Source organism: Pyxidicoccus sp. M6 (genome assembly GCF_055568925.1).
The window spans coordinates 12537293-12558256 of sequence record NZ_CM145714.1 but is presented as its reverse complement, the minus strand read 5'-3'; the positions used below and the strand labels follow the sequence as shown (position 1 = coordinate 12558256).

The 20964-nt window shown below is 71.0% G+C and carries 17 protein-coding genes; 7 read left to right on the top strand and 10 right to left on the bottom strand.

All coding sequences use genetic code 11. The features are described from left to right. Positions 1-8: 8 nt before the first annotated feature. Complete coding sequence (locus ACVTJA_RS49535; RefSeq protein WP_465831537.1) at positions 9-1322, bottom strand: WD40/YVTN/BNR-like repeat-containing protein; 1314 nt, start codon at positions 1320-1322, stop codon at positions 9-11. 282 nt (positions 1323-1604) lie between these two features. Between ACVTJA_RS49535 and ACVTJA_RS49530 the strand changes: the two genes are divergently transcribed. From ACVTJA_RS49530 to ACVTJA_RS49520, 3 genes are all read left to right on the top strand, one after another. Continuing rightward, entirely contained in the window at positions 1605-3119 is a 1515-nt protein-coding gene (locus tag ACVTJA_RS49530; RefSeq protein WP_465831536.1) for an LVIVD repeat-containing protein, read from the top strand. 197 nt (positions 3120-3316) lie between these two features. Next, entirely contained in the window at positions 3317-4510 is a 1194-nt protein-coding gene (locus ACVTJA_RS49525; protein WP_465831534.1) for a cyclic nucleotide-binding domain-containing protein, read from the top strand. 14 nt (positions 4511-4524) lie between these two features. Continuing rightward, entirely contained in the window at positions 4525-5757 is a 1233-nt protein-coding gene (locus ACVTJA_RS49520) for a cyclic nucleotide-binding domain-containing protein (RefSeq protein WP_465831532.1), read from the top strand. Between the two features lie 108 nt (positions 5758-5865). Here the strand turns inward: ACVTJA_RS49520 and ACVTJA_RS49515 are convergent, their stop codons facing one another. Continuing rightward, positions 5866-7062 (bottom strand): OmpP1/FadL family transporter, encoded by a 1197-nt coding sequence (locus ACVTJA_RS49515; RefSeq protein ID WP_465831530.1) that lies wholly within the window; start codon positions 7060-7062, stop codon positions 5866-5868. Between the two features lie 27 nt (positions 7063-7089). Further along, positions 7090-10041, bottom strand: a complete 2952-nt coding sequence (locus tag ACVTJA_RS49510; protein WP_465831529.1) for a hypothetical protein — start codon at positions 10039-10041, stop codon at positions 7090-7092. A 183-nt stretch (positions 10042-10224) separates the two neighbouring features. Between ACVTJA_RS49510 and ACVTJA_RS49505 the strand changes: the two genes are divergently transcribed. After that, positions 10225-10749 (top strand): hypothetical protein, encoded by a 525-nt coding sequence (locus tag ACVTJA_RS49505; protein WP_465831527.1) that lies wholly within the window; start codon positions 10225-10227, stop codon positions 10747-10749. A gap of 8 nt (positions 10750-10757) precedes the next feature. Here ACVTJA_RS49505 and ACVTJA_RS49500 read toward each other — a convergent pair whose 3' ends face one another. Further along, positions 10758-11648, bottom strand: a complete 891-nt coding sequence (locus ACVTJA_RS49500) for an OmpA/MotB family protein (protein ID WP_465831526.1) — start codon at positions 11646-11648, stop codon at positions 10758-10760. 262 nt (positions 11649-11910) lie between these two features. Beyond that, positions 11911-13905: a patatin-like phospholipase family protein gene (locus ACVTJA_RS49495; protein WP_465831524.1), complete on the bottom strand. Its 1995-nt coding sequence runs from the start codon at positions 13903-13905 to the stop codon at positions 11911-11913. A gap of 170 nt (positions 13906-14075) precedes the next feature. On the opposite strand from ACVTJA_RS49495, the gene ACVTJA_RS49490 reads away from it, so the two are divergent. Further along, complete coding sequence (locus tag ACVTJA_RS49490) at positions 14076-14390, top strand: CBS domain-containing protein (RefSeq protein ID WP_465831522.1); 315 nt, start codon at positions 14076-14078, stop codon at positions 14388-14390. Positions 14391-14404: 14 nt separating this feature from the next. Here the strand turns inward: ACVTJA_RS49490 and ACVTJA_RS49485 are convergent, their stop codons facing one another. Then, a complete protein-coding gene (locus ACVTJA_RS49485; RefSeq protein WP_465831520.1) occupies positions 14405-15307 on the bottom strand; it encodes an alpha/beta fold hydrolase in 903 nt (300 codons plus the stop codon). A 185-nt stretch (positions 15308-15492) separates the two neighbouring features. On the opposite strand from ACVTJA_RS49485, the gene ACVTJA_RS49480 reads away from it, so the two are divergent. Continuing rightward, the gene (locus ACVTJA_RS49480) at positions 15493-16185 is read left to right on the top strand and encodes a nucleotidyltransferase family protein (protein WP_465831519.1); all 693 of its coding nucleotides are present in this window, start codon (positions 15493-15495) and stop codon (positions 16183-16185) included. A 134-nt stretch (positions 16186-16319) separates the two neighbouring features. On the opposite strand, the gene ACVTJA_RS49475 is transcribed toward ACVTJA_RS49480, so the two are convergent. Further along, positions 16320-17195: a hypothetical protein gene (locus ACVTJA_RS49475; protein WP_465831517.1), complete on the bottom strand. Its 876-nt coding sequence runs from the start codon at positions 17193-17195 to the stop codon at positions 16320-16322. Positions 17196-17526: 331 nt separating this feature from the next. Here ACVTJA_RS49475 and ACVTJA_RS49470 point away from each other — a divergent pair, with 331 nt between their 5' ends. Continuing rightward, on the top strand, positions 17527-17931 hold the full coding sequence (locus ACVTJA_RS49470; protein WP_465831515.1) for a response regulator: 405 nt from the start codon (positions 17527-17529) through the stop codon (positions 17929-17931). A gap of 18 nt (positions 17932-17949) precedes the next feature. On the opposite strand, the gene ACVTJA_RS49465 is transcribed toward ACVTJA_RS49470, so the two are convergent. From ACVTJA_RS49465 to ACVTJA_RS49455, 3 genes are all read right to left on the bottom strand, one after another. Next, complete coding sequence (locus tag ACVTJA_RS49465) at positions 17950-18801, bottom strand: hypothetical protein (protein WP_465831514.1); 852 nt, start codon at positions 18799-18801, stop codon at positions 17950-17952. A gap of 138 nt (positions 18802-18939) precedes the next feature. Then, positions 18940-20397 carry a hypothetical protein gene (locus ACVTJA_RS49460; protein WP_465831512.1) on the bottom strand — a complete coding sequence of 486 codons (1458 nt, stop codon included), beginning with the start codon at positions 20395-20397 and terminating at the stop codon, positions 18940-18942. Between the two features lie 188 nt (positions 20398-20585). After that, positions 20586-20960, bottom strand: a complete 375-nt coding sequence (locus ACVTJA_RS49455) for a hypothetical protein (protein ID WP_465831510.1) — start codon at positions 20958-20960, stop codon at positions 20586-20588. Positions 20961-20964: the final 4 nt, after the last annotated feature.

The following is a 20964-nucleotide window of genomic DNA, read 5'->3' as shown; positions in this document are numbered from 1 at the left end:
TGAGGGGCCTACCGGTTCGAGCGCCGCCGGCCGCGGCGCCACATCGTGAGGGTCGACAGAAGGAGCAGGACGGGCGCCGCATTCCCGGACACCGCGTCGCAGCCACCGGCCTTGGGCTTCGAGGGAGGCGGCTCCGTCCCGGCATCGGGCGTGCCCGCGTCCTCGGGCGGAGGCGGCTCCATCACGCCGCCGTCGGGGTACACCTCCGCGCCGAGCTGGTCCGCGAGCTGCGGCCACAACCCCGGGCAGATGCGCTGCACCGGCGTGCCCGCGGGGCACTGGTCGGGGCCCTTGATGCCATAGAGGGTGAACAGCGGCTCCCACGTGTCGCCCTCGTCGCGGCTGCGCGCGAGCGCCCAGTCGTGCAGCCACGTGGAGCCGCAGGCATAGATGGCGTCGCCGGTGCGCAGCACGCACGCGTTCCCGGTGGGCAGCGGCTGCTTGTCCAGCGGACCGGAGCTCGGGCCCCGGAAGAAGGAGTTGAGGGTGCCCACCCAGGCGGTGCCGCCGTCGGCGGACAGGTCCATGTTGATGAAGACGTCGTCCAGCTCCTGCACCTTCACCAGCGTGTGGCCCCGGTCCTCGCTGCGCAGCAGGTACGTGTAGCCCTGCGCGGACACGCGGACCCACACCCCGTCCGCCTGCGCGGGGTCCACCGCCGTCACCACCAAATCATACGGGCGCAGCAGCTCCGGCAGCGCCTGCGGCAGCTCCTCCCACGTGTCGCCCGCGTCGTCGCTGCGGAAGAGGAGCAGCTTGCCGCCCTCGTCGCCGGACGCGTACACGCGCCGCGGGTCCACCGGCGAGACGCGCACGGCGTTGAGGTTGAGCCCGGTGCGCAACAGGGGCGTGGCCTCCCACGTCTCGCCGCCGTCCCGAGAACGGTACACACCGTTGGGCGTCGTGGGCCGGCCGGTGACGGCATAGAGGATGCGGTCATCCGTGGGGTGCGCGGCGAGCCCCGTCACCCAGGTGCTCTTGAAATACGGATGCGTATTCCACGAGCAGCCATTGTCGGCCGAGCGCAGGATTGCGCTGCCGGTGGCGGCGATGATGTCCCCGGCCTCGCGCCACAGGAAGGACTCCGGGCGCCAGCCGCCGTAGCCCATGGCGTCCGGGCAAATCCACCGCCACGTCTGGCCGCTGTCGCGCGAAATCACCGCGCCGAAGGTGGCGCCCACGAAGAAGTCCTCGGGGTGGCCCCGGCGGATGGTGACGTTGGAGGTCTCTGGCAGGCCTGCATGCGCGTGGGCCGCCCCGCTGGTGGCCAGGGCCAGCAGCGCGGCGAGGAGCTTCCCTGTAACCGAGTTGCGAGAATCCATTCTCCGAGACTCCGAGGGATGAGCCGGCCCGGCCCCACGATAACGCCCGGCGCGCCCGGGCATAGCGGCGGAACGTGAAGGGTCGAGCGATATGCGCTCGCCTCCTCGCTCGTTCTCCCGTTGAGCAGGACGGTTGTACCTCGCGGGCCGGGCGGGGGCCGCCGCCGCTCTCACCCATCATGGATGAAAGGAATCGCTCGAATGAAGCGATGGACGCGTAGCGCGTGCGGATGGCTCCTGGCCGGTGTGGTCGGCGTGGCGGCGGGGTGCTCTGGAGAACTGATGGAGCCGCCCAAGGAGAGGGTCGACGTGACGCCGTGGATGGCGGACGGCCCGGACTGGGCGCACACCGGGAGACTCGCCGCGTGCAAGCCCGTGACGAACACCACCGTCCCGTGCGGCACCTATGAGGCTTTCGATGTGTCCGCCTGCAAACTGTCCTCGCTGACGCTCGCGAAGCAGGACGGGCTCTACACCACGCACGTCATCTTCGACGGCATCGAGCCGCTGACCACGGACGTGAGCTCGATGCGGGTGGTGACGGATGGTGGCGTCTCCAACTTCTCCACCCTCGGCCTCCGCGACCAGCAGTCGGAGGACGGGCGGCTGTTCCTCGGCACCCGGACGGACCGCCCCGACGGCGGCTCCTCCGCGTTCGCGTTCGTGGGGTGCGAGGCCAGCGACGACGGGCTCACGCTGAAGGGCTGCGTCCAGACGTGCGTCAATGGGGCGCCGGCGGTGTTCGGCACCTTCGAGGCCGCGCGCCAGGTGCGCCGCTCGGGTGAGTCCGAGGCCTCGGGCGTGACGCTGCTGTCGGAGACGGCGGTGGGCAAGGCGACGCCGGCGGACGTGTACGTGACGAAGGGCCACGCGTACGTGGTGTCCCTGCCGTTCATCACCCGTCCCGGTGGCCTGAGCGTGTACGACGTGACGGACAAGCGCGCGCCGGTGTTGAAGAAGACGATTTCCTTCCCCGGTGACAACTACTGGAACGGCGTCTGGGCGAAGGACGACGCGCTCTACGTGGCCAGCTCCAACGAGGGCGTGCGCGTCTTCGACATCTCCAACCCGGCGGACCCGCAGTTCATCCGCTCGGTGCCCGGGAATTCGGCCGGCCTGAACGTGCACACCGTCATCGTCGAAGGCGACCGGCTGTACGCCATGTCGCCGTCGCCGAACGCGGAGGTCCTCATCTTCGACGTGAAGGACGCGAAGTCGCCCGTGCTGCTCAAGCGCCTCGTGACCGGGGACTCGTCCTCGGTCGCCAACTACCCGCACGACGCCTTCCCCTTCGAGGGCAAGCTCTACATCAGCAACTTGCACAGAGGGTACGTCATCACGGACGTGAGCGACCTGGACGACGTGGAGGAGGTGGGCCAGTACGTCTACGCGCGCGCCACCAGCCACACCAGCCGGGTGACGCGGATGGGCGGCCGGCTCATCGCCTTCGAGGGGGGGGAGGACTGGGGCGCGCACCTGCGCGTGCTGGACGTGACGGACCTGGCGGCGGTGCGCATCATCGGCGAGTACCGCCTGCGGCCCGGTGTCTCCATCCACAACATGGAGCTGAAGGGCAACAAGCTGTACCTCGCCCACTACCAGGACGGCGTGCGCGTGCTGGACGTGTCGGTGCCCTCGCAGCCGCGCGAGGTGGGCTACTACAACACCTACAAGCCGGACCACGTGCAGGCGGGCTTCTCCTTCTACGAGGGGGCCATCGGCATCCGCGTGCCGGGTGACGGCTACGTGTACGTCATCGACACCCTGCGCGGCCTGCTCATCTTCCCGGAGCTCTGAAGCGCAAGCCTCCCGCGCGGGGAGGGTTGTCCACCCGTCAAACGCGCGGGGAGGGGTGTTTCGCGGTCCCAGGAGGAGGCGGGCCCGGCGCACGGGGCTCGCCTCCCACCCGCCCTGTCTGCTACGGACGTGGGAGACACCTGAACGCGGGCCGCTCCAGACGGGCGGCCCACGGTGTCCCCGGGGGAGTGCACGACATGGCGGGGTCCACGGTGGAGCCCAGGCTCATCGACGACGGCGCGGTGCGGGGAGACGTGCCCGCGGGGGCAGCCACGCGTACCGTGTGGGAAGCGGTGATGCAGGGCGCGGTGGAGGTGGCCGTCCGCGCCTATGAGCACCTGGCGGCGTCGCAGCGGGAGCGCGTGCTGGAGGAGTCCCACGGCCTGCCCGCCCAGACGCGCGCGTCGCTGGTGGAGGTGCTGCGGCGGGCGCGGGACTTCGAGGGCGCGGCGCGCCTGCTGGAAGAGGATGGCGCGCATGCGGTGGCGGCGCCGCTGCACGAGCAGGCCGGCGCGCTGCAGAAGGCAGCCGAGGCATGGCTGCGGGCCGGTGAGCGCGGGCGGGCGGCGGCGGCCTTCGAGCGCGCGGGCAGCCTGGAGCGGGCGCTGGAGCTGTACCGGGCGCTGGACGCGCGCGAGTCCATGGCCCAGTGCCTCACGCGGCTGCACCGGCCGCTGGAGGCCGCGGCGGTGTACCGCGAGCTGGGCAACGCGCACGCGGAATTGGAGTCGCTGCGCGCGGTGCCGCCCGGGCATCCGCGCCGGCGCGAGGCGGTGCTGCGGATGAGCGCGCTGTTGGACGCGCTGGGCGACTCGTGGCGCGCGCTGGTGCTGCTCGCGGACGAGATGCAGGTGTCCGCCGCGGCGCGCGAGGACGGCGCGCTGCAGGCGGAGCACGCGCGGCTGCTCAGGCACCTGGGGCTGGATGAGACGCCGCCCGAATCCGAGCGCGCGTCCATGCCGGCGCCGGACGGCTACGAGTACCTCAAGGCCATTCCGATTTTCGGCGAGCTGCCGATGCAGGACATGAAGGACCTGTTCCGCATGGCGCAGCAGGTGCTCATCCCCGCGGACACCACGGTGCTGGAGAAGGGGGCTCGGGGGACGGGGCTGCTGGTGCTGCTGGACGGGACGGTGGACGTGTACAGCGGCGCGGGGCAGGACGCGCGGCTGCTCAACACGCTGGGGCCCGGGGCGTTCCTGGGGGAAATCTCGCTCATCCTGGATGGGCCCACGTCGGCGCACGTGCGCTCTCGCACGCCGGTGCGGGCGCTGCGGGTGACGCGGGTGGACTTCCAGCATTACCTGGACACGCACGAGGCCGCGGCGCTACGCATCTACCGGCTCTTCACGGAGAACCTGGCGGAGCGCGTGCGCGCGCTGAGCGCGTAGGCGGAGGTTTGGGGATGGCGGAAACGGGCGTGAGCAGGGAGCGGGCCGTCCAGCTCGCCAGCGAGGGCAGGCTGGAGGAGGCGCTGGCGGAGTACCAGGGCGTGGCGAAGGCCGCCCCGGACGACGCGGAGGTGCGCCAGAAGGTGGCGGAGCTGTCGGAGTGGCTGGGGCGGCAGGCGGACGCGGCGGTGGCGTACGAGGCCGCCGCGCTGGCCTGGGCGAAGGCGGGCCAGGCGCTGCGCGCGGTGTCCGCCTGTGTCGCCCTGTCCCGGCTCGGCGCGCTCCCGGCCGTGAGGACGCGCACCGCGCGCGTGCTGGCGGAGCGCTTCGCCCTGGCGCCGGGCGCGGTCGCGACTCCGGGCGGAGCCACCCTGCCAGGCATCATGGCCCCGGTGCCCGAGGCCGATGCGCCGGGCGCGCTGCCCATCCTCTCGCACCTGGACCGCGAGGCCTTCATCGCGCTGCTGGAGGCGCTGGAGGTGCGGGCCTTCTTCCCCGGGCAGTCCATCGTCGAGGAGGGCGCCCAGGGCGCGTCCATGTTCGCGCTGGTGGAGGGCCGCGCGGACGTGCTGCGCACCTTCGAGGGCGGCGAGCGCAAGTCCGTGGGCACCGTCATGCCCGGCGACTTCTTCGGAGAGCTGGCGCTCGTCACGGAGGGGCTCCGGCTCGCCTCGGTGGTGGCCACCGAGCGCGCCGTGCTGTTGGAGCTCACGCGCGCGCACCTGGACGCCGTGGCCGCGCGCCACCCCTCGGTGGCCGGCGCGGTGGAGGCCTTCTACCGGCGGCGCATGGTGGAGAACCTCCTGCGCAGCAACCCGCTCCTCAGCAAGCTGACGCCCGCGCAGAAGGCGGCCATCTCCCGCGACTTCCAGCTGCGCACCGTGAGCGCGGGAGAGGCGCTGCTGACGCAGGGCCAGCCCGGAGACGCCTTCTACGTGGTGCTGCGCGGCCGCTGCACGCCCTGGCTGGAGCAGCCCCACGGCCGCCGCGTGGCCCTGGCGGAGCTGCGCGAGGGCGACGTCTTCGGCGAAATCTCCCTGCTGCTGGACAAGCCCGTCTCCGCCACCGTGCGCGCGGACGTGCCGGGCGTGGTGCTGCGCCTGGAGCGCGCCGCCTTCGAGAAGCACCTCCTCAGCCAGCCCGGCCTCAAGGGCATGCTGATGCGCATGGGCACCGAGCGCCTCCAGCGCACCGCCCAGGCCCTCGCCTCCGGCCGCGTGCTGCACGAGGGCGACTTGCGCGTCTGACGCGCGCGAAGCGCCCGCCGGAAAACGAAACGCCCGGGCCCCCATGCGGGAGACCCGGGCGTCGTCAGGCACCGCCCCGGCCGCGAGGGGCCGGGGCCGTCCTCGTGGCTACTTCATGGCGTAGCCGAGCGTCAGGCTGAACACGTGCGCGGTGCCGTTGTAGCGGCCCGGGATGCCCGGCGCGACGCTGTCGTTGTCGGACAGCGTGACGAACTGGTAGCCCACGTCCGCGCGCAGCGAGCCGAAGCCGTAGCCCACGCCGCCCGTCACCGCGAAGCGGTCCGCGTCCGGCAGGTCCGGCGTCAGCGTGTCCTGCGGGCTCGGGGACGGGTCCAGCAGGACGCCCGCGCGCACCTTCAGCGCGTCCGTCACGCCGTACTCACCGCCGAGGTGGAAGTTCCACGTCGCCTTCCACTTCTTCGGCAGCGGGTTGTTGAGCGCCGGGTTCTCCGGGAACTCGATGGCGAGCTCCTGGAAGTCGGACCAGTCCACCCAGTTCGCGTCGAAGGCCAGCGTCAGGTTCTTCAGCGGCGTGACGGCCACGCCCGCCGAAATCTGCTGCGGCAGCGTGACGTCGCCCTGGACGATGGTGTCCGCCAGGCGGGCCTGGAACTCGGCCGGCACGTCCTGGAAGTCCGCGTCGCCCTTGAACGTCACCTTCATGGGGCTGCGGTAGTGGACGCCCACCGACAGCAGCTCGGGCACCACCACGCCCTGGACGCCGACGTTGGCGCCGATGCCCCACGCGCCGGCGCCCATGTGGACGTTGCCCTCGCTCTCCACGAAGTCCAGGGCGCGCTTCAGCTCCAGCGTGGCCCGGCCGATGTCGAGCCCGACGCCCACCTTGATGCGGTCATGCACCTGGTAGGCCACCGTGGGGTTGATGTTGTAGACGGCCATGGCCGACTCGCGGGCGCGGAAGCGGCCCACGAAGTCATCCACCCAGCGGCTGCGCGCGCCGAAGGACGTGTAGATGCCCAGGCCCACCGCCAGCTTGTCCATCACCTTGTACGTTGCGTACAGGTGCGGCGGCGGGGACAGCGTCGTCTTCTGGCCCTGCGTCGCCCCGCCCTCCGGGGTGAACTTCAGCGTGGGCAGGATGCCGGTGTCGCCCACCTGCACGTCCAGCTTCGCGTCACCCAGGATGTTCGCCGCGTTGTAGTAGATGGCGGACGAGTCGTTCAGCCACGCGACGGACGCGTTCGCCATGCCCGTCGAGCGGGAACTCTGGGTGTTGATCTGGAAGCCCGCGGCCTGCGACGTACCGGCGGCGAGCAGCGCTACCAGGGAGAGTGTCTTCTTCATGGTCTGTTCGTCTCTCTCGGTGGGCGGTTACGGGGTGGGCGCGATGCCCGTCTTCAGGAACTCGGCCATCTGATTCTGGGCCGTGTCGCGGACGGACTTGAGGAAGGCAATCGTCTGCGCATCCGCGGGGTCCGCGGGGTCCAGCGTCGGGTCGAAGATGGTGAAGAAGCCGTGCTTGACGTTCGCCGGCAGCGGCTGGACGTCGAACATGTACGACTGCACCGAGCGGGTGGTGCCGCGGTTGGCCGCGCCGGTGAGGAAGTCCGTCACCGGGTTGGGGATGACGTCGTCGCCCTTGATGTACTGGATGAACGCGTCGCGGCTGTCGGCCTGGCCGTTCTCAAGGAAGTAGCCGAAGTTGCGCGGGTCGGCCGGGTCCAGGATGGTGCGGGCCAGGGTGATGAACTCGTCGTAGGCCGGGGTGCCGGGAGCACGGCTCGCGCTGGCGAGCAGGTCGTTGAAGCCCTTGCGGTAGGCGACGAAGGTGGGGTTGGTGGCCGTCAGCAGCACGTCCGTCAGGCCGCCGCCCGCGGCGTTGAGGCCCACGCGCTGCAGCTTCGTGTTGACGGCGCCCACCAGCGCGCCCTGGAGGCCGCCGAGGCTCTGGCCCACGTAGTAGACCTTCGTGCCGTCGATGGTGCCGGAGCCCGCCCTGGCCGCGGCGATGCGCGCGTCGAGGGTGTCGGTGGCCACCATGCGGGCCAGCTGCGCGACGTCGATGACGGAGTGGCGGAAGTTGTCGCGCGTGGCGAACAGGTTGGTGAGGTTGAGGTAGTTCCAACCGGAGACGACCGGGGCCGCGTTGGGGCTGTTGTTGCCGCCACGCAGGAAGTCACCACCCTCGCACTTGCCGGTGGCCAGGCAGCGGCCCTGGCGCGCCTGCGCGCAGGTCAGGTCGCCCGGCACCGCGGCCGTCGGGGCCGGGTCGCAGGTGATGGCGGCGGCGGGGGCCACGCAGCGGCCGAAGCTGGGGCTGTTGGGCGTCACGTCGCAGGTGCTGCCGGTGTTGCACGCCTCGTCCGGCGAGTCGATGGTCACCGAGCCGGCGGTGAGGCCCGGAGGCGCGATGCCCGCGCAGCTCGTGCGCTCGCCGTGCAGCGCGGAGTCGATGGCGACCACCGCGAAGCCCTTCTTGTTGAACATGTTGGCGACCGCCACGACGTTCATGCGGTTGCCCGTCAGGCCGTGGCCGAAGATGACCACCGGGTAGCCGCTCGCGGGCATGGGCGCCACGTCCGCCTTCGGCGTGAAGAGCAGGAACGGGACGTGCTCGACGCGCGGCTCCGTGCGGTTGAGCGTGCCCTGCTCGTCGCTCAGCATGTAGATGGAGGTGTAGGCACCGGCGAAGGCCGCGCCCACCGACTCGCTGTCCAGCTTGTTGAGCGCCAGGATGCCCTGGAAGGTCGTCGTCTGGTCCGTCAGGTAGACGGGGTCCGCGGGCACGTTGCTGGTCGCCAGGTTCAGCTTCTGGAGGATGGACAGCGTGCTCTGCGTGCTGAAGGCCCACGCCAGGTTCACTTCCTTGCGCGGGATGCCGAGGTTCTCGAGCGCGTCATAGAGCGGCTTCATGCCCTTGCGCGCCGGCTCGAGCTGGCCGGCGAGGAAGTCCGGCACCGCGGCCACCTGGCTCTTGCCAGCGTCGTCGACGAGCGGCGCCTTGCTGCGCAGCAGCGCCTGGGCGGCGGTGGGGGCCACGGAGCGGCCCTTGATGTCCTTCATGCCACGCAGCATGACGACGGCGTACTGGGTGGCCTCGTCGAGCGGCACCTCGGGGATGATCTGGAGCTGCTGCGGCGTGGTCTGCGCGCTGCCGTCCGCCTTCAGGCTGGAGGTGCAGTTGAGGCACACCTTCACCTTGGGGGCCGTGCCCTTGTCGGTGTTGGTGACCTTCACGAAGTAGAGCGTCTTGCCGGGCTGCGGCGTGGTGGCGAGCTGCACCGTGTTCATGTCCAGCTCGGCGCCCAGGTCGATGACGCCCGTCTTGGCGCCGTTCTCCGAGACGATGGGGGCGGTGGTGGACCAGCCGTCCAGCGTGTTGAGGCCCTTGGAGATGGCCACCTCGAGCGGGTTGGCGTTGGGGCTGGTGTTGACCGGCAGGTTCAGGTGCGCCGGGGCGTTGGCGGTGGCCGGGACGCGGAGCAGGTCATTGGGGAAGGGGATGATGCTGTTGGCCGGGTCGAACGTGGCCTCCGGCATGTTCATCACCGTGAAGGTCCACGCGAGCACGATGTCGTCGCGGTTGAGCTTGAACTTCTCCACGGCCGCGTCGATGACGGGCTTGTAGCCGCGGCGCAGCTGCTCCAGCTGGAGCGCGGTGGCCGTCTGCTGGGCGATGCGCTCGGCGGGGTCCGTCGCCGTGGCGGGGATGAGCTCGGTGGCGGCGCGGCAGTTGGAGGCCGTCAGGTCCTCGCACGTGACGAGCGGCTCCGTGGAGCTGGCGAAGGCCCAGGTGGCCGAGGCGATGACGTTCTTGCCGGTCACCGTCTTCAGGCCCTTGTCACCACCCACGAGCACCACCGCGTAGCGGCCGCCCTTGGGCCACCCCGTGGGGGGAATCACGTTCACCTTGTTGGTGTCCGGGTTGTAGCCGACGACGACGTTGGCCGGCACCGGCTTGGACAGCGGCGTGCCCTCGTACAGGTCGAGGATCTTCACCGTGGCCGCGGTCACGCTGGACGGGTCCAGGTTCTTGACCGTCGTGCTGGCGCTGACGGACGTGGGGAAGCCGTCGAGCGTGTTCAGGTAGTCGCGCGTGAACTCCTGCTCCGCCGCGGGAGAGTTCTCGCTGATGGGCGCGTTGACCAGGCCATTCTTCATGGCCAGGTCGTTGGGCGTCGGTACCACCGGCGGCGAGGCCGCGGGGTCGAACTCCGCGACGGCGGGGACATTTTCAGCGGCCGGCGGTGCGTCCTTGGCGATATCCGGATCACACGCCGCCGAGCCCAGGGCGAGTGCCCCCAGGAACAACATCTTTCTCATGAGTCAGACCCCTCGCGTCCAAAGTTGGACTGCTGGAAACGATTCCGTGGCGTAGCACGTTGCTTGGTTGCCAGGAAGACAGGCGACTTGACGCTGCGTGTCATTCGTGGCTGGCGGACGAGCCGGGCGGACTGGCCGTCTCAGCCGCTGCGCGGGGGACATGCGGCGGGTACGTTACGCGGCATGAACCGACTGCTGAGTGTGCTGGTGGTGATTGCGGCCGTGGTGGCTCACGCGGAGGAGGCCGGGGGACTGACGTGGACGGCCCCCGCGGAGTGGACGACGCAGGGCGAGCGGCCGATGCGCGCGGCGACGTACAAGATTCCGGCGGCCAAGGGCGACGCCGAGGGCGGTGAGCTGGCCGTCTTCTACTTCGGCCAGGGCCAGGGCGGCGCGGTGGACGCGAACGTGAAGCGCTGGGTGGGCCAGTTCCAGACTCCGGACGGCAAGCCCGTGGACAAGGTGGCGAAGACGAAGACGGAGAAGCTCAACGGCATGCCCGTCACCACGGTGGACGTGAAGGGCACGTACGCGGGCGGCGGGCCCATGATGGGCCCCTCCGCGCCGAAGCCGGGCTACCGCCTGCTGGGCGCGATTGTCGAAGGGCCCGAGGGCGCCGTCTTCTTCAAGCTGACCGCGCCCGAGAAGACGGCGGCCGCCGCGGAGAAGCCCTTCCGCAAGCTGCTGGAGTCGGTGAAGAAGAAGTAGACGCGCGTCTACTTCGTTCCCTTCGCGGGCTTCACCGCGCTCTTGGGCGTGGTGGAGTCCGCGAGCGCGCGCTTCACCGCGGCCGGGTTGCGCTGGCTGGGCAGCTGCGGCATGAGCAGCACCTCGATGCGCCGGTTGCGCGCGCGGCCCTGAGGAGTCGCGTTGGAGGACACCGGCTTCATCTCGCCGTAGCCCGCGGCCACCAGCCGGCGCGCGGGCACGCCGCCCTTCTCCTGGAGGAAGCGCACCACGTTGACGGCGCGCGCCACCGAGAGCTCCCAGTTGGTGGGGAAGGTGCCCTGCAGCTTCTGCGACGGCGGCGAGTCATCCGTGTGGCCCGACACCTGGATGAGCTTGTCCTCCACCTTGGCGAGCACGCCGCCCAGGCGCGTCAGCACCTCCTGCCCGCGCGTGCTGATGCTCGCGTCGCCGGAGTCGAAGAGCACCTTGTCCACCAGGTCCACCTGGATGCGGCCCTCCGCCTGCGACAGCTTGATGGCGCCGTTGGCGATCTCCGCCTTCATCTTGTCCTGCAGGTCGTCGTAGGTGGCCTTGAGCTTGGCCAGCTCCGCCTCCTGCTCCTGCACCGTCTGGCTGAGCTGCTCCTTCTCGCTGCTGAGCTGCTCCTTCTCGGTGGCGAGCTTCGTGCGCTCGGACTCCACCGAGGCCAGCTTCTCCTCGAGCTTCAGGCGCGCTCCTTCCGCGTCGCGGGCGCGGTTGGCGGCCTCCTCGGCGGCGGCGCGTGACTGCTCGGCCAGGGCCTGTGCCTGCTGCGAGCTCTTGTGCGCGAGGAACATCACGCCGCCCGCGAGCAGCACCACCAGCGCCGTCACCAGCCAGGGCACCGGGCTGCTTTTTCGCTCCTGCTGCCGGCCGTGCTCGTGCGGGACTTCCGTCATGTGGGGACCTCCGATGAGGCGCCGTGAGGCGCCGCTGTCTCACGTTGGCGCCGTGAGGCGCCGCTGTCTCACGTTGGCGCCGTGGGGCGCCGCTGGCTCACGTCGGCGCGGGGGCGCCGTTGTCTCGACGGTGACGCCCGGGAGAGCGTCACCGCTTCCACGATGGAAGAGACTCGCGAGTCACCGTAGCGACCACGCCCGGGTGCACCTCAAGGCGCCCCGGGTGCGTGCAGGTATCTGGAGGTTCAACCTTGCAGCGGTGTCAGAACGGGAGCCACGAGGGGCGCACGCTGCGTGGATTGCCCAGCGCTTCGGAGAGCTGCGCGCTCAAGTCACCGAAGGCCTGGTTGTCCAGCCACATGGCCTCAATCTTCTGCTTCCCGAGCTTCACCTCGTGAGGCTTGCCGTCGGTCCCCGTCGCCGTCACGGACTCGCCGCCGTTGTACGTGACGCGGAAGGACTCGCCCTTCACGCTCACCGGCACGTCGAACTTCAAGTTGGCGGGCACCTGCGTGGTGAGGTTGGTGCCGCGCGCGCCGGGCCGGCCGAGGTCGTCCATGAACTCGCGCAGGAAGTTCTGCGTCACCTGGCGCGTCTGCGCGTCGAGCGCGGGGTCCACCTTCGCGTCGTAGCCGAAGCCGAGCATGCTGTTGCCCTGCTTGGGGTTGGTGAGGTCCCACGTGGGCACGCTGAGCATGAACTGGTTGGCACCCGGCTGCGTGCGGTCCTTCCAGTCCTGCGCGTTGGTGGCGTTCTCCTTCAGCATGGAGATGCCGTTGAAGGCGTTCCACAACACGTCGTCCGTGTCGAGCTGGCCCGAGGGCAGCGGCTTCGCGGTGGCCTGGCCGTTGACGGGGTGCGAGTCGCCGCGCGAGTGGAGCGACGCGCCAATCTGCGGCAAGTCGTTCTTCGCGTAGCCCATGGGCAGGTTGTCCAGCGTGCCGCCATCCACGAGGTGCATGTTGCGGCCGGTGGTGGGGTCCACCACCTGCACGGGCTCGAAGACGCCGGGGATGGCCATGGAGGCGCGCATGGCGAGCGCCACCGGCGTGTCCGGCGTCGTCTCCTGGCTGAAGACGAAGACGCGGTCCTTGGCGCTCTTGAAGCCGTCCTTGCCCACCGCGCTGTCGTACGCCTTGGCGGCCACGAGCTGCAGCGGCACCTTCAGGTCCGCGAAGGTGACGGGCCGGTCCTTGATGCCGGTGAGCTCGCGCAGCTTCGCGTCGAAGAGGTCATACGCGGCCTGCCCGTCCAGGAGGCCTCCGTCCTTCAGGTCGAAGTCGAAGTCGTAGAGCTTGCTCAGGCGCGGGTCCTTCGCCACGTCCTCCAGTTGCTTCGGCGTGGCGCCGGTGGCGGCGAAGGCCGCGGCGATGGAGCCGGCGGACGTGCCCGTGAGGCTCACCGGCACCACGCCCAGCTCCTGCATCTGTCCAATCATCGCGGCGTAGCGCTTGCCCTTGCCGCCGCCACCCTGGAGCGAGAGGTGCACGCCGATGGGCTCGCCGCCCTGCACGGGCATGCCGGCGGCCTCGCGGTTCTTCGCCACGGAGGCGGTGTACTGCGCGGCCTTCGTCGCGTCGCCGCCGAAGAGGAAGTCGAGCGGCTTGGGCGGCTTCGTCACCGGCGTGCCGGTGGGGAACTTGCTGGCATTCACCTGGCCGTTGGGGAGCTCCTTGGCGAGGAACTGCGGGTCCAACCACAGCGAGCCCGGGCGCGGCGCGGTGGCGCGGGTGTAGCCGGAGGACTGCTTCAGCTCGGCCTCGGCCTTGGCGAGCTGGGCCTTCACCTCCGCGTGGCGCGGGTGCGAGGGCGGCAGCATGTCCAGCTCGAGCCCCAGCGAGCGCACCTTGTTGAGGCTGTCGCGGAATCCCTGCGTCTGGGCGATGAGATGCTTGCCCTGCTTGTCGTCAATCTTCTGCGGGATGACGCGCTCCAGGACCTTGCGCAAGTCACCGAGGTCGACCTGGAGCAGCTTGTCGAAGGGAATCTGGAGCGGCTTGCCGGTGAGGGTGATGCCCTCCCACGGCTTGCCGGTGGCACCGCCCGGCTTCGGCAGGCCGAGGCGGCCGAGGTCCGGAAGGCGCGCCTCGAAGCCGTCGACGAGCGCGTCTGCCTTGCGGGCGACATTCTGGAGGCCCTGGCCGAGGCGGGCGATGAGGTTGGGCTGCTCGGCCTTGCGAGGGGCCTGGGGGGCAGGAGCCTCGGGCGTGCGGCGGGGAACGAGCGGAGAAGGGGAGGGGGTGTTCTTGACGCTCATGGACGGGCGGGCTCCGCGATCAGCCGGGGGGAGGCGAGTGTAACGGGATTATCGCGCGCACCTTGTCGCAGGTTGTGTGTTCCTCTTTGAAAGTGAGGATTTGGCGCGGCAAGGCCCTTGCTACGGGGTGATCCACGAGGCGCGAGGCGCCTCGGTATCCGGAGGCATCCGTGACGACGTGCCGCGGTTTCCAGTTCCAGTCCCTCGTTTCACGTGCGGTGACGCTCTTCCCCGAGGACACCGTCCTCGCCGCACTCCAGGTGATGCACCGCCATGGGGTGCACGTGCTCCCGGTGGTGGACGGGCAGGACGGAGAGCTGTTGGGAGAGGTGACGGAGGGCGAGCTGCAGCGCCTGTCCGCGTTCGCCCCGCTGGCCCGGCTGGCTGAAATTCTGACCGCCAAGGCCCTCGCGGGCATGGAAGAAACGACGGGCGTTCCGCACGAGGCGCGGGAGTCCGCGCCCGCGCGGTTGTGGCTGCACTGAGCCGCGCGCGAGGCTCACGCCGCCGCGGACGCCACGCCCGCCACGCGCCGCAGTGCCGCGGCGATTTCGTCCGGCACCTCCTCCTGGAGGAAGTGCCCCGCCTGCGTCTCCGTCACGCGCGCATGCGGCAGGGCCTCGCGGTGCCGCTTCAGCGCGCGGCCGAGAATCGGGTCCTTCAGTCCCCACACCAGCTCCGTGGGCCCGCGGAAGCTCCGGAGCCACGCCTCGCCGTCCGCCAGCTCCGCCAACGTGGGATGGTCCTCGCGGTTGGGCACCATTCGCGCCATCGCCAGCGGCGCGGACCGGTCCATCACGTGCCGCAGCGGCCACGCATACGCCCTCGCCACGTCACCGGAGATGGAGCGCGCGTCGCCCTGCGAGCGCCCCAGTATCGGCACCGGGAAGTTGAGCAGCCGGAACGCCGCGTCGCTCACCAGCGGCACGTGCGAGAAGCGGTGGAACCACGTGGTCCGGTACGTGCGCGGCTTCAGCATCGACGTGTTCAGCACCACCAGCCCCGTCACCCGCCCACCCGAGCGCGCCGCCACCCACGCGCCAACCGGCCCGCCCCAGTCCTGCACGCCCAGCACCACGTCGCGCAAATCCAACCGCTCCACCAGCTCCAACACCGCCTGCCCGTGGTTGCGCAGCGTGTGCACGTCGAGTGCGCGCGGCTTGTCGCTCAGCCCCAGGCCGATGAGGTCCGGCGCCACCATGCGCAGGCCCCTGCCCTCCAGTCCGGCCATCACCTTGCGCCACAGGAAGCTCCACGTCGGGTTGCCGTGCAGCAGCAGCACCGGCCGGCCCTCGCCGTGGTCCAGGAAGTGCATCTTCACGAGCCCGGGGCCGAAGCGGACCGGAGCGAAGTGGGAGCGGAAGGGGAGCAGGCGCGCAATGAAGTCGGGAAGGGCGCTCATGGTGGCTTGCGAACGTTCTAACGCCCGGCAGCCGCTTGCAGCCAACACCCTTCTTGAGTGACTGGCGGCTGGCTGACGGCTCGGACCTGGGGGCGGGCTGCAATCCCGGAAGAAGTCCACAGCCTTCAACGGGTGGCCCCCGGGCCTGCTGGCGTTCATTTCATGGGGGGCGGAGGAGGCGTGGCATGAAGGCAGTGGCGATCATCCTCGCTGCGGGTGAGGCCCGGCGGATGGCCCATCCCAAGGCGCTCATCGAACACGAGGGAGGAAAGAGCTTCCTCCAATCACTGGCATCTACATTCGGAAAGGCGGGCTCCTCTGTCATCGGAGTCTTGGGCAAGGACTCGGAGGCCGTGCGCGAGCAGCACCCGGGCCTGGAGTTGGTGGAAGCGGAGAAGTGGCAGGAGGGCCTGTTGGCCTCGATGAGGACGGGGCTCGAAGCGGCCCTGGAGTCGGGGGCGGACGTGGTGCTGCTGCACCCGGTGGACATGCCCGCGCTGCGTGCATCCACCCTCAAGTCCCTGCTCAAGCTCATCGGCGAGACGGATGAAGTGCTCCGCCCTGAGTTCGAGGGGGCGCCCGGCTGGCCGCTGGTACTCAACCGGGCCGCGGCCGAGCGGCTGCGCTCCGCCGAGGGCGCGCAGCTGGAGCCCGCGCTGTCGGGGCTGAAGACGCGGCGCGTGCCGGTGAAGGACCCGGGCGTGGTGGTGAACATCAACACGCCGGAGACGTACGAGCGGCTCTTCGGAATGGCGCCTCGCCTGGCGCCTCCGCCGAAGCGTCGCGGCAAGCGCGGTGGCACTCCGTCCACCACCGTGGGCGAGCTGGGCGAACTGGGCGGCGGCTCCGCGCCCATGGCCGCCGCGTCCGAGGAGTAGGGCTGCAAGGGCCGGAGCTCCCCCAGTCCGGGCGCTCCGGCCCGGAAGTGTCCAGACTGTGTGAAGGTGGCGGGCCCCGCCCTGTTGCGCCGCATGGGGCGGAGGGCCGGGGCGCGCGCGCTTCCGACTCTGCCTCAGAACGACAGTCCGAGCCCGAGGTACGGGCCGCCCAGGCTCTCGGCGTGCACGACACCGTCCACGTGGCCGGCATCGTTGAGGTACAGCCCCCGCCAGCCGCCGCGCATGTTGAAGGCGCCCAGGTGCGTGGCCAGGCCGGCCTGCACGTCCACCTGCCGGTGCGGGAAGGGCACCGCGTGCAGGCGCGCCTCCAGGTCCACCGGCGAGCGGCCGATGCACACCTCCATCGAGGTACCGAAGCTGGGCCCCACGAAGATGATGTCCGGTGCATGGGCGCTGGCCACGCCGGCCTCCACGCGCACGCGGCCGCGCTTGCCTGCCCACAGCGCCGCGGTGACGTGCGCGCTCAGCAGGTTGATGCGGTCCACGTCATCCGAGCCGTCATCCGCCGGCAGCGCCATGCCGGTGAGGCGCGTGTCCATTCCGAGGCGCCGCCCTTCCACGGCCATGAAGAGCCCCATGGCCCTGCCGTCGCCGAGCAGCCCGCCGTCCACGCCCAGCCGCACCATCAGGGGCACGGGCTCGTAGCGCTCGCGCACCCGGGTGACGGGGGCCAGGGCCCGGACTCGGGGCGAGGCGATGATGGCGCCGGAGACGATGACCTCCGGGAGCGGGCGGCGGACCGCCGCCCTCCTCCTCCGGGGCGCGTCGTCGTTGTCGTTCGACGAGGACGGGCCGCTGACGGGCGTGGCCTCGTGCCTGCGCGGCTGCTCATCGCGTGGGGGACGCGAGGGCCGCGAGCCGCCGCGGTCCCTGGACCCGCCGGACTGGGAGGAAGAGGAGGAGTGCTTGCCGAAGCGGGCCTCGGCGGGAGCGCTCCACAGGACACCTGCGGCGAGCGCGCTGCACAGCACGGCCTTGGGAGATGGCACGGTGCACTCCTCTTCTGCTCGGGATTTCTGAAGCCCGTGGGGGAAGGGGGATTGAAGCGCCTTCGCGGGAGGAACGGCCATGGGCCCCCGGGCGGGGTGTGGCGTTGGGCAACATCTCCTGTGTGGCGTTGGACAGGGCTCCCGCGAGAAGCCCCGCCCCACCCACCGCCGCGCGACAACAAGCCCGCCCCCGGTCGGGCGCCGTCTGTGGCCAGGGGCCTGTAATATCTGCCTGTCCTCCCCATGCAGATGCTCATGGTTCGACACTGGGCCGCCGGAGGGAGGGCGGCATCACATGCCGCGCGTGTCTTGCGCGAGAGGAGACGCTAGGGTGGCACGCGTGACTCACGCACTGGCGCGGCCCATGGTCCTCCTCGTCGAAGACGATCCGGACGTCCGGGGCACCATGGCGGAAGCCCTCCACGACGAAGGCTACGAGGTGGCCATGGCCATCAACGGCCACGAGGGCCTGCGCGTGCTGGCGTCCCTGGACGTGCCGTGCCTCGTGCTGCTGGACCTGGAGATTCCCCGGGGTGACGGCCACGCCTTCATCGAGCGGCTGAGGACGGACGCGCGCTTCACCGGCACGCAGGTGCTGGGGATGACGGGAGAGCTCGGGCCGCCGCCCGCGGGCGTGGTGGCGCTGCTGCGCAAGCCCGTCAAGCTGGGCATGCTCCTGGACGCGGTGGCGCGGTACTGCCCGAGGCGGGAGACCGCGAATTCGTCGAGCGGTTAGGCCGCGGCCGGGCCGTGGCTAGTAGGTGAGGCCGAGGCCGAAGTACGGGCCGTGGAACGTGTCCACGTGCCGCACGTCGTCCACCAGCCCCGCGTCGTCCAGCACCATGCCGCGGTAGCCGCCGCGCAGCACCAGCGCGCCCAGGTGCAGCGCGAGCGCGGCGCTCGCGTCCACCTGCCGGTAGGGGAAGGGCGTCGCCTGCACGCGCGCCTCGAAGTCCAGCGGGCCCGCCACGCACGCCTCCAGGGACATGCCCATGCTGGCGCCCACGAAGGTGGCGTCCGGCGCGTGGGCCGTGCTCACGCCGGCCTCCACGCGCACGCGCGCCCGGGGCAGGGAGACGATGGCCCAGGTGAGGTGCGCCTCGACGAGGGAGATGGAGTCCATCTCGTCCGAGCCGTCGTCCGCGTCCAGCCCCATGCCGGTCAGCCGCGCGTCCACGCCGAAGCGGCGGCCCTCGATGCCGAGGAAGATGTCCGCCGCGGCGCCCTCGGTGATGGGGCCGCCCTGCAGGCCCAGGCGGAAGGACAGCGGCGCCGCGTGACGCTCGCCGCGCCACTCCGCATCCGCCCCCCGCCGGTCGTCAATCATCAGCCGGTGGTTGCCGCCGGAGAAGACGAAGGCGAAGAAGCCTATCGTCGCGTCCACGTCCGAGAAGTTGTTCGTGTGGCGGCGGCGGCGGCGCGGACGGTCATCGTCCTTGTCGTCATCCGAGTCGTCTCCGACAGCGCTGGCGTCGTGCGCCTTGTCGTCGTCCTTCTTCGACTCGCTCGAGTTGGAGCGCTTGCCGAAGCGGGCCTCGGCGGGACCCGGCCCGAGCACGAGCCCGAGTGCGAGAGCGGCACACAGCACAGCCCGGAGTGGGGACACGGTTCTTCTCCTCGGCAGGGGAGCGGCGAAAGCGCCTTCGGGAACCGTGGACGGCTGCTCGGCTGTCTTATTCATTTCACGGCAATTCTGCACCCCCGGAGGCCGGGGGAACACCGCCGCTCCCGCCCCGCCTGGGGGCTACTGCTTCGTCGAGGAGCCGTACTTCTGGAGGCACTCGCTGGGCGACTTGGGGCGGCACTTGCCGTTGGTGCACACCTGCCTGGCGCTGAGTGGGAGCAGGTCGCAGGGGTTGCGCAGGTAGACGGTGATGGGCTCCGGGTGCTTGTTGTCGGCCTCGTCGAGGCAGGCCTCGAAGTCGCCGTCTCCGTACACCCAGGTGCCGTCATTCACGCCGCAGCGGGGCGGGCGGCCGCTGGTGCTGTCCGGCTCGCAGGGGCCGGCGGTGCGCGCCACGCAGGCGTAGGCGGTGCTGCCGCCGACGCTGGCGTTGGCGCAGACGCGCGAGATGAGGTGGCTGTCGCCGGACACCCAGTCCCGCGAGTGGCAGGCGTGCACGTTCTGGTAGGGGTAGCCCTGGAAGCCCGGCTTGGTGAGGACGGGCACGAAGTCTTTGTCCTTGTCCACCAGCACCTCCACCGCGAGCGCGGCGGGGTCGAACATGTTCCCGTAGAAGGCACCCTCTCGGAAGGTGAAGGCGCCGAAGGGGCCCGCGGGGTATGCGCCCGCCGAGGTGGAGCGCGCCTGCGGCCACACCCACGAGCCGGGCAGGGCGGTGCGGTCATACGGCGCGGACATGACGCTGTACTGGCCCGAGTCCGGGCACTTGAAGGTGACGCTCGGGGCGGCGCCGCACTTGTTTCCGTCCGTCTCCGCCCAGGCGTCGGCGCGCGTGCAGCCCGCCGGGTCCTTGCACACGCGCAGCACGCGGTCGCCGTTGATGTCCCCCAGCTTGCCCGTGCACGCGACCTGGTCCAGCGGCGCGCCCGCGGCCACCGTCACCGCGGCGCCCGGGGTGCAGGTGCCCACGCTCTCGCCCAGCCAGCCGCACTCGGGCGCAAGCCCCTTGTCTCCCGAGGGGCAGGGCAGGAACATGGGGCTCCACTCCTCGGAGTTACCGGAGGGGTTGAAGCGCTTCTCGTCGCGCGGGTCCTCGCCGCGCATGGACAGCGGCACCGTGACGCCGAAGGCGTTGTTGCGCGCCAGGAGGCACGCCGTCACGTAGCCCAGGCACTCGGGGCTCGGCTTGTCCTTCTCCCACTCCTTGCACAGGCCCACCTCGCCCTTGAAGTAAGTGGTGACGCCCGAGCGGTTGGTCCACTTCACCTCCTGGCCTTCCGCCAGGGCGCACTCCACCAGGTACTTCATGACGTGCAGCGCGGGCGGGTGCTCGAGCTGGTACTTGAGGCGGTCGTCCTTCTCGAAGACCTCGGTGTTGAGCGGCCCCGTCGTGAGGGCGTCCAGCGCCTTCTTGTTGGTGGTGAGGGCGTTGAGGGCCAGGTCGGACGTGGACAGCGAGTTCAGGATGCGGATGCCCGGCTCGGCCTCGGCCTGGGACGCCGGGAGCAGCAGCGCGGACAGGCACGCGAGCGCGGCCAGCAGGGGCCGCGAGGGAGCACGGAGGACGGTGGGCGACATGCGGAATGGACCTCGACGGGGAGGAAGACGACGACGCTTGCGGCTGCGGTTAGCACGCGGCGGGCCGCCCTCCCCGCACCCGTGCTTTCGCGGGGTTGCGTTCGGAGGCAGCGCGCGGGTGTTGCTTCCCCGTCCACAGCGTCCCCAGGCGGTGTGGACGCGAGGACAACGGCGAGCGGCGGAAGCCTTCAGCGGCGGGCGACCTTCTTGCCTCGGGCGGTGGCCTTTCCGGTGCGGCGCGGCTCGGGGCGGGGAGGAGCGCTCTCGGGCGCGGCGCACGTGGCGGTGGTGGAGGCGAGGGCGGCCTGCGTGGCCTGGTGCTCCTGCTCCAGCGTGCGCAGGCGGCGCGACTGGGCCTCGCGCAGGGCCTGCAGCTCCGCCACCCTGGCCTCGGACTCGGCGGCCTCGCGCTCGAGCTGGACGTTGCGCTCCACCAGCGCGGAGACGGAGCGCGAGCCCGCCCAGGCCCCCGACGCGGCGAGCACCACCGCGCCCACCAGCAGGCCCCAGGGCAGCCACACCCGGCGTCGCCGCGCCGACTCGCTCTGCTGCGTCGCTTCCATGCCC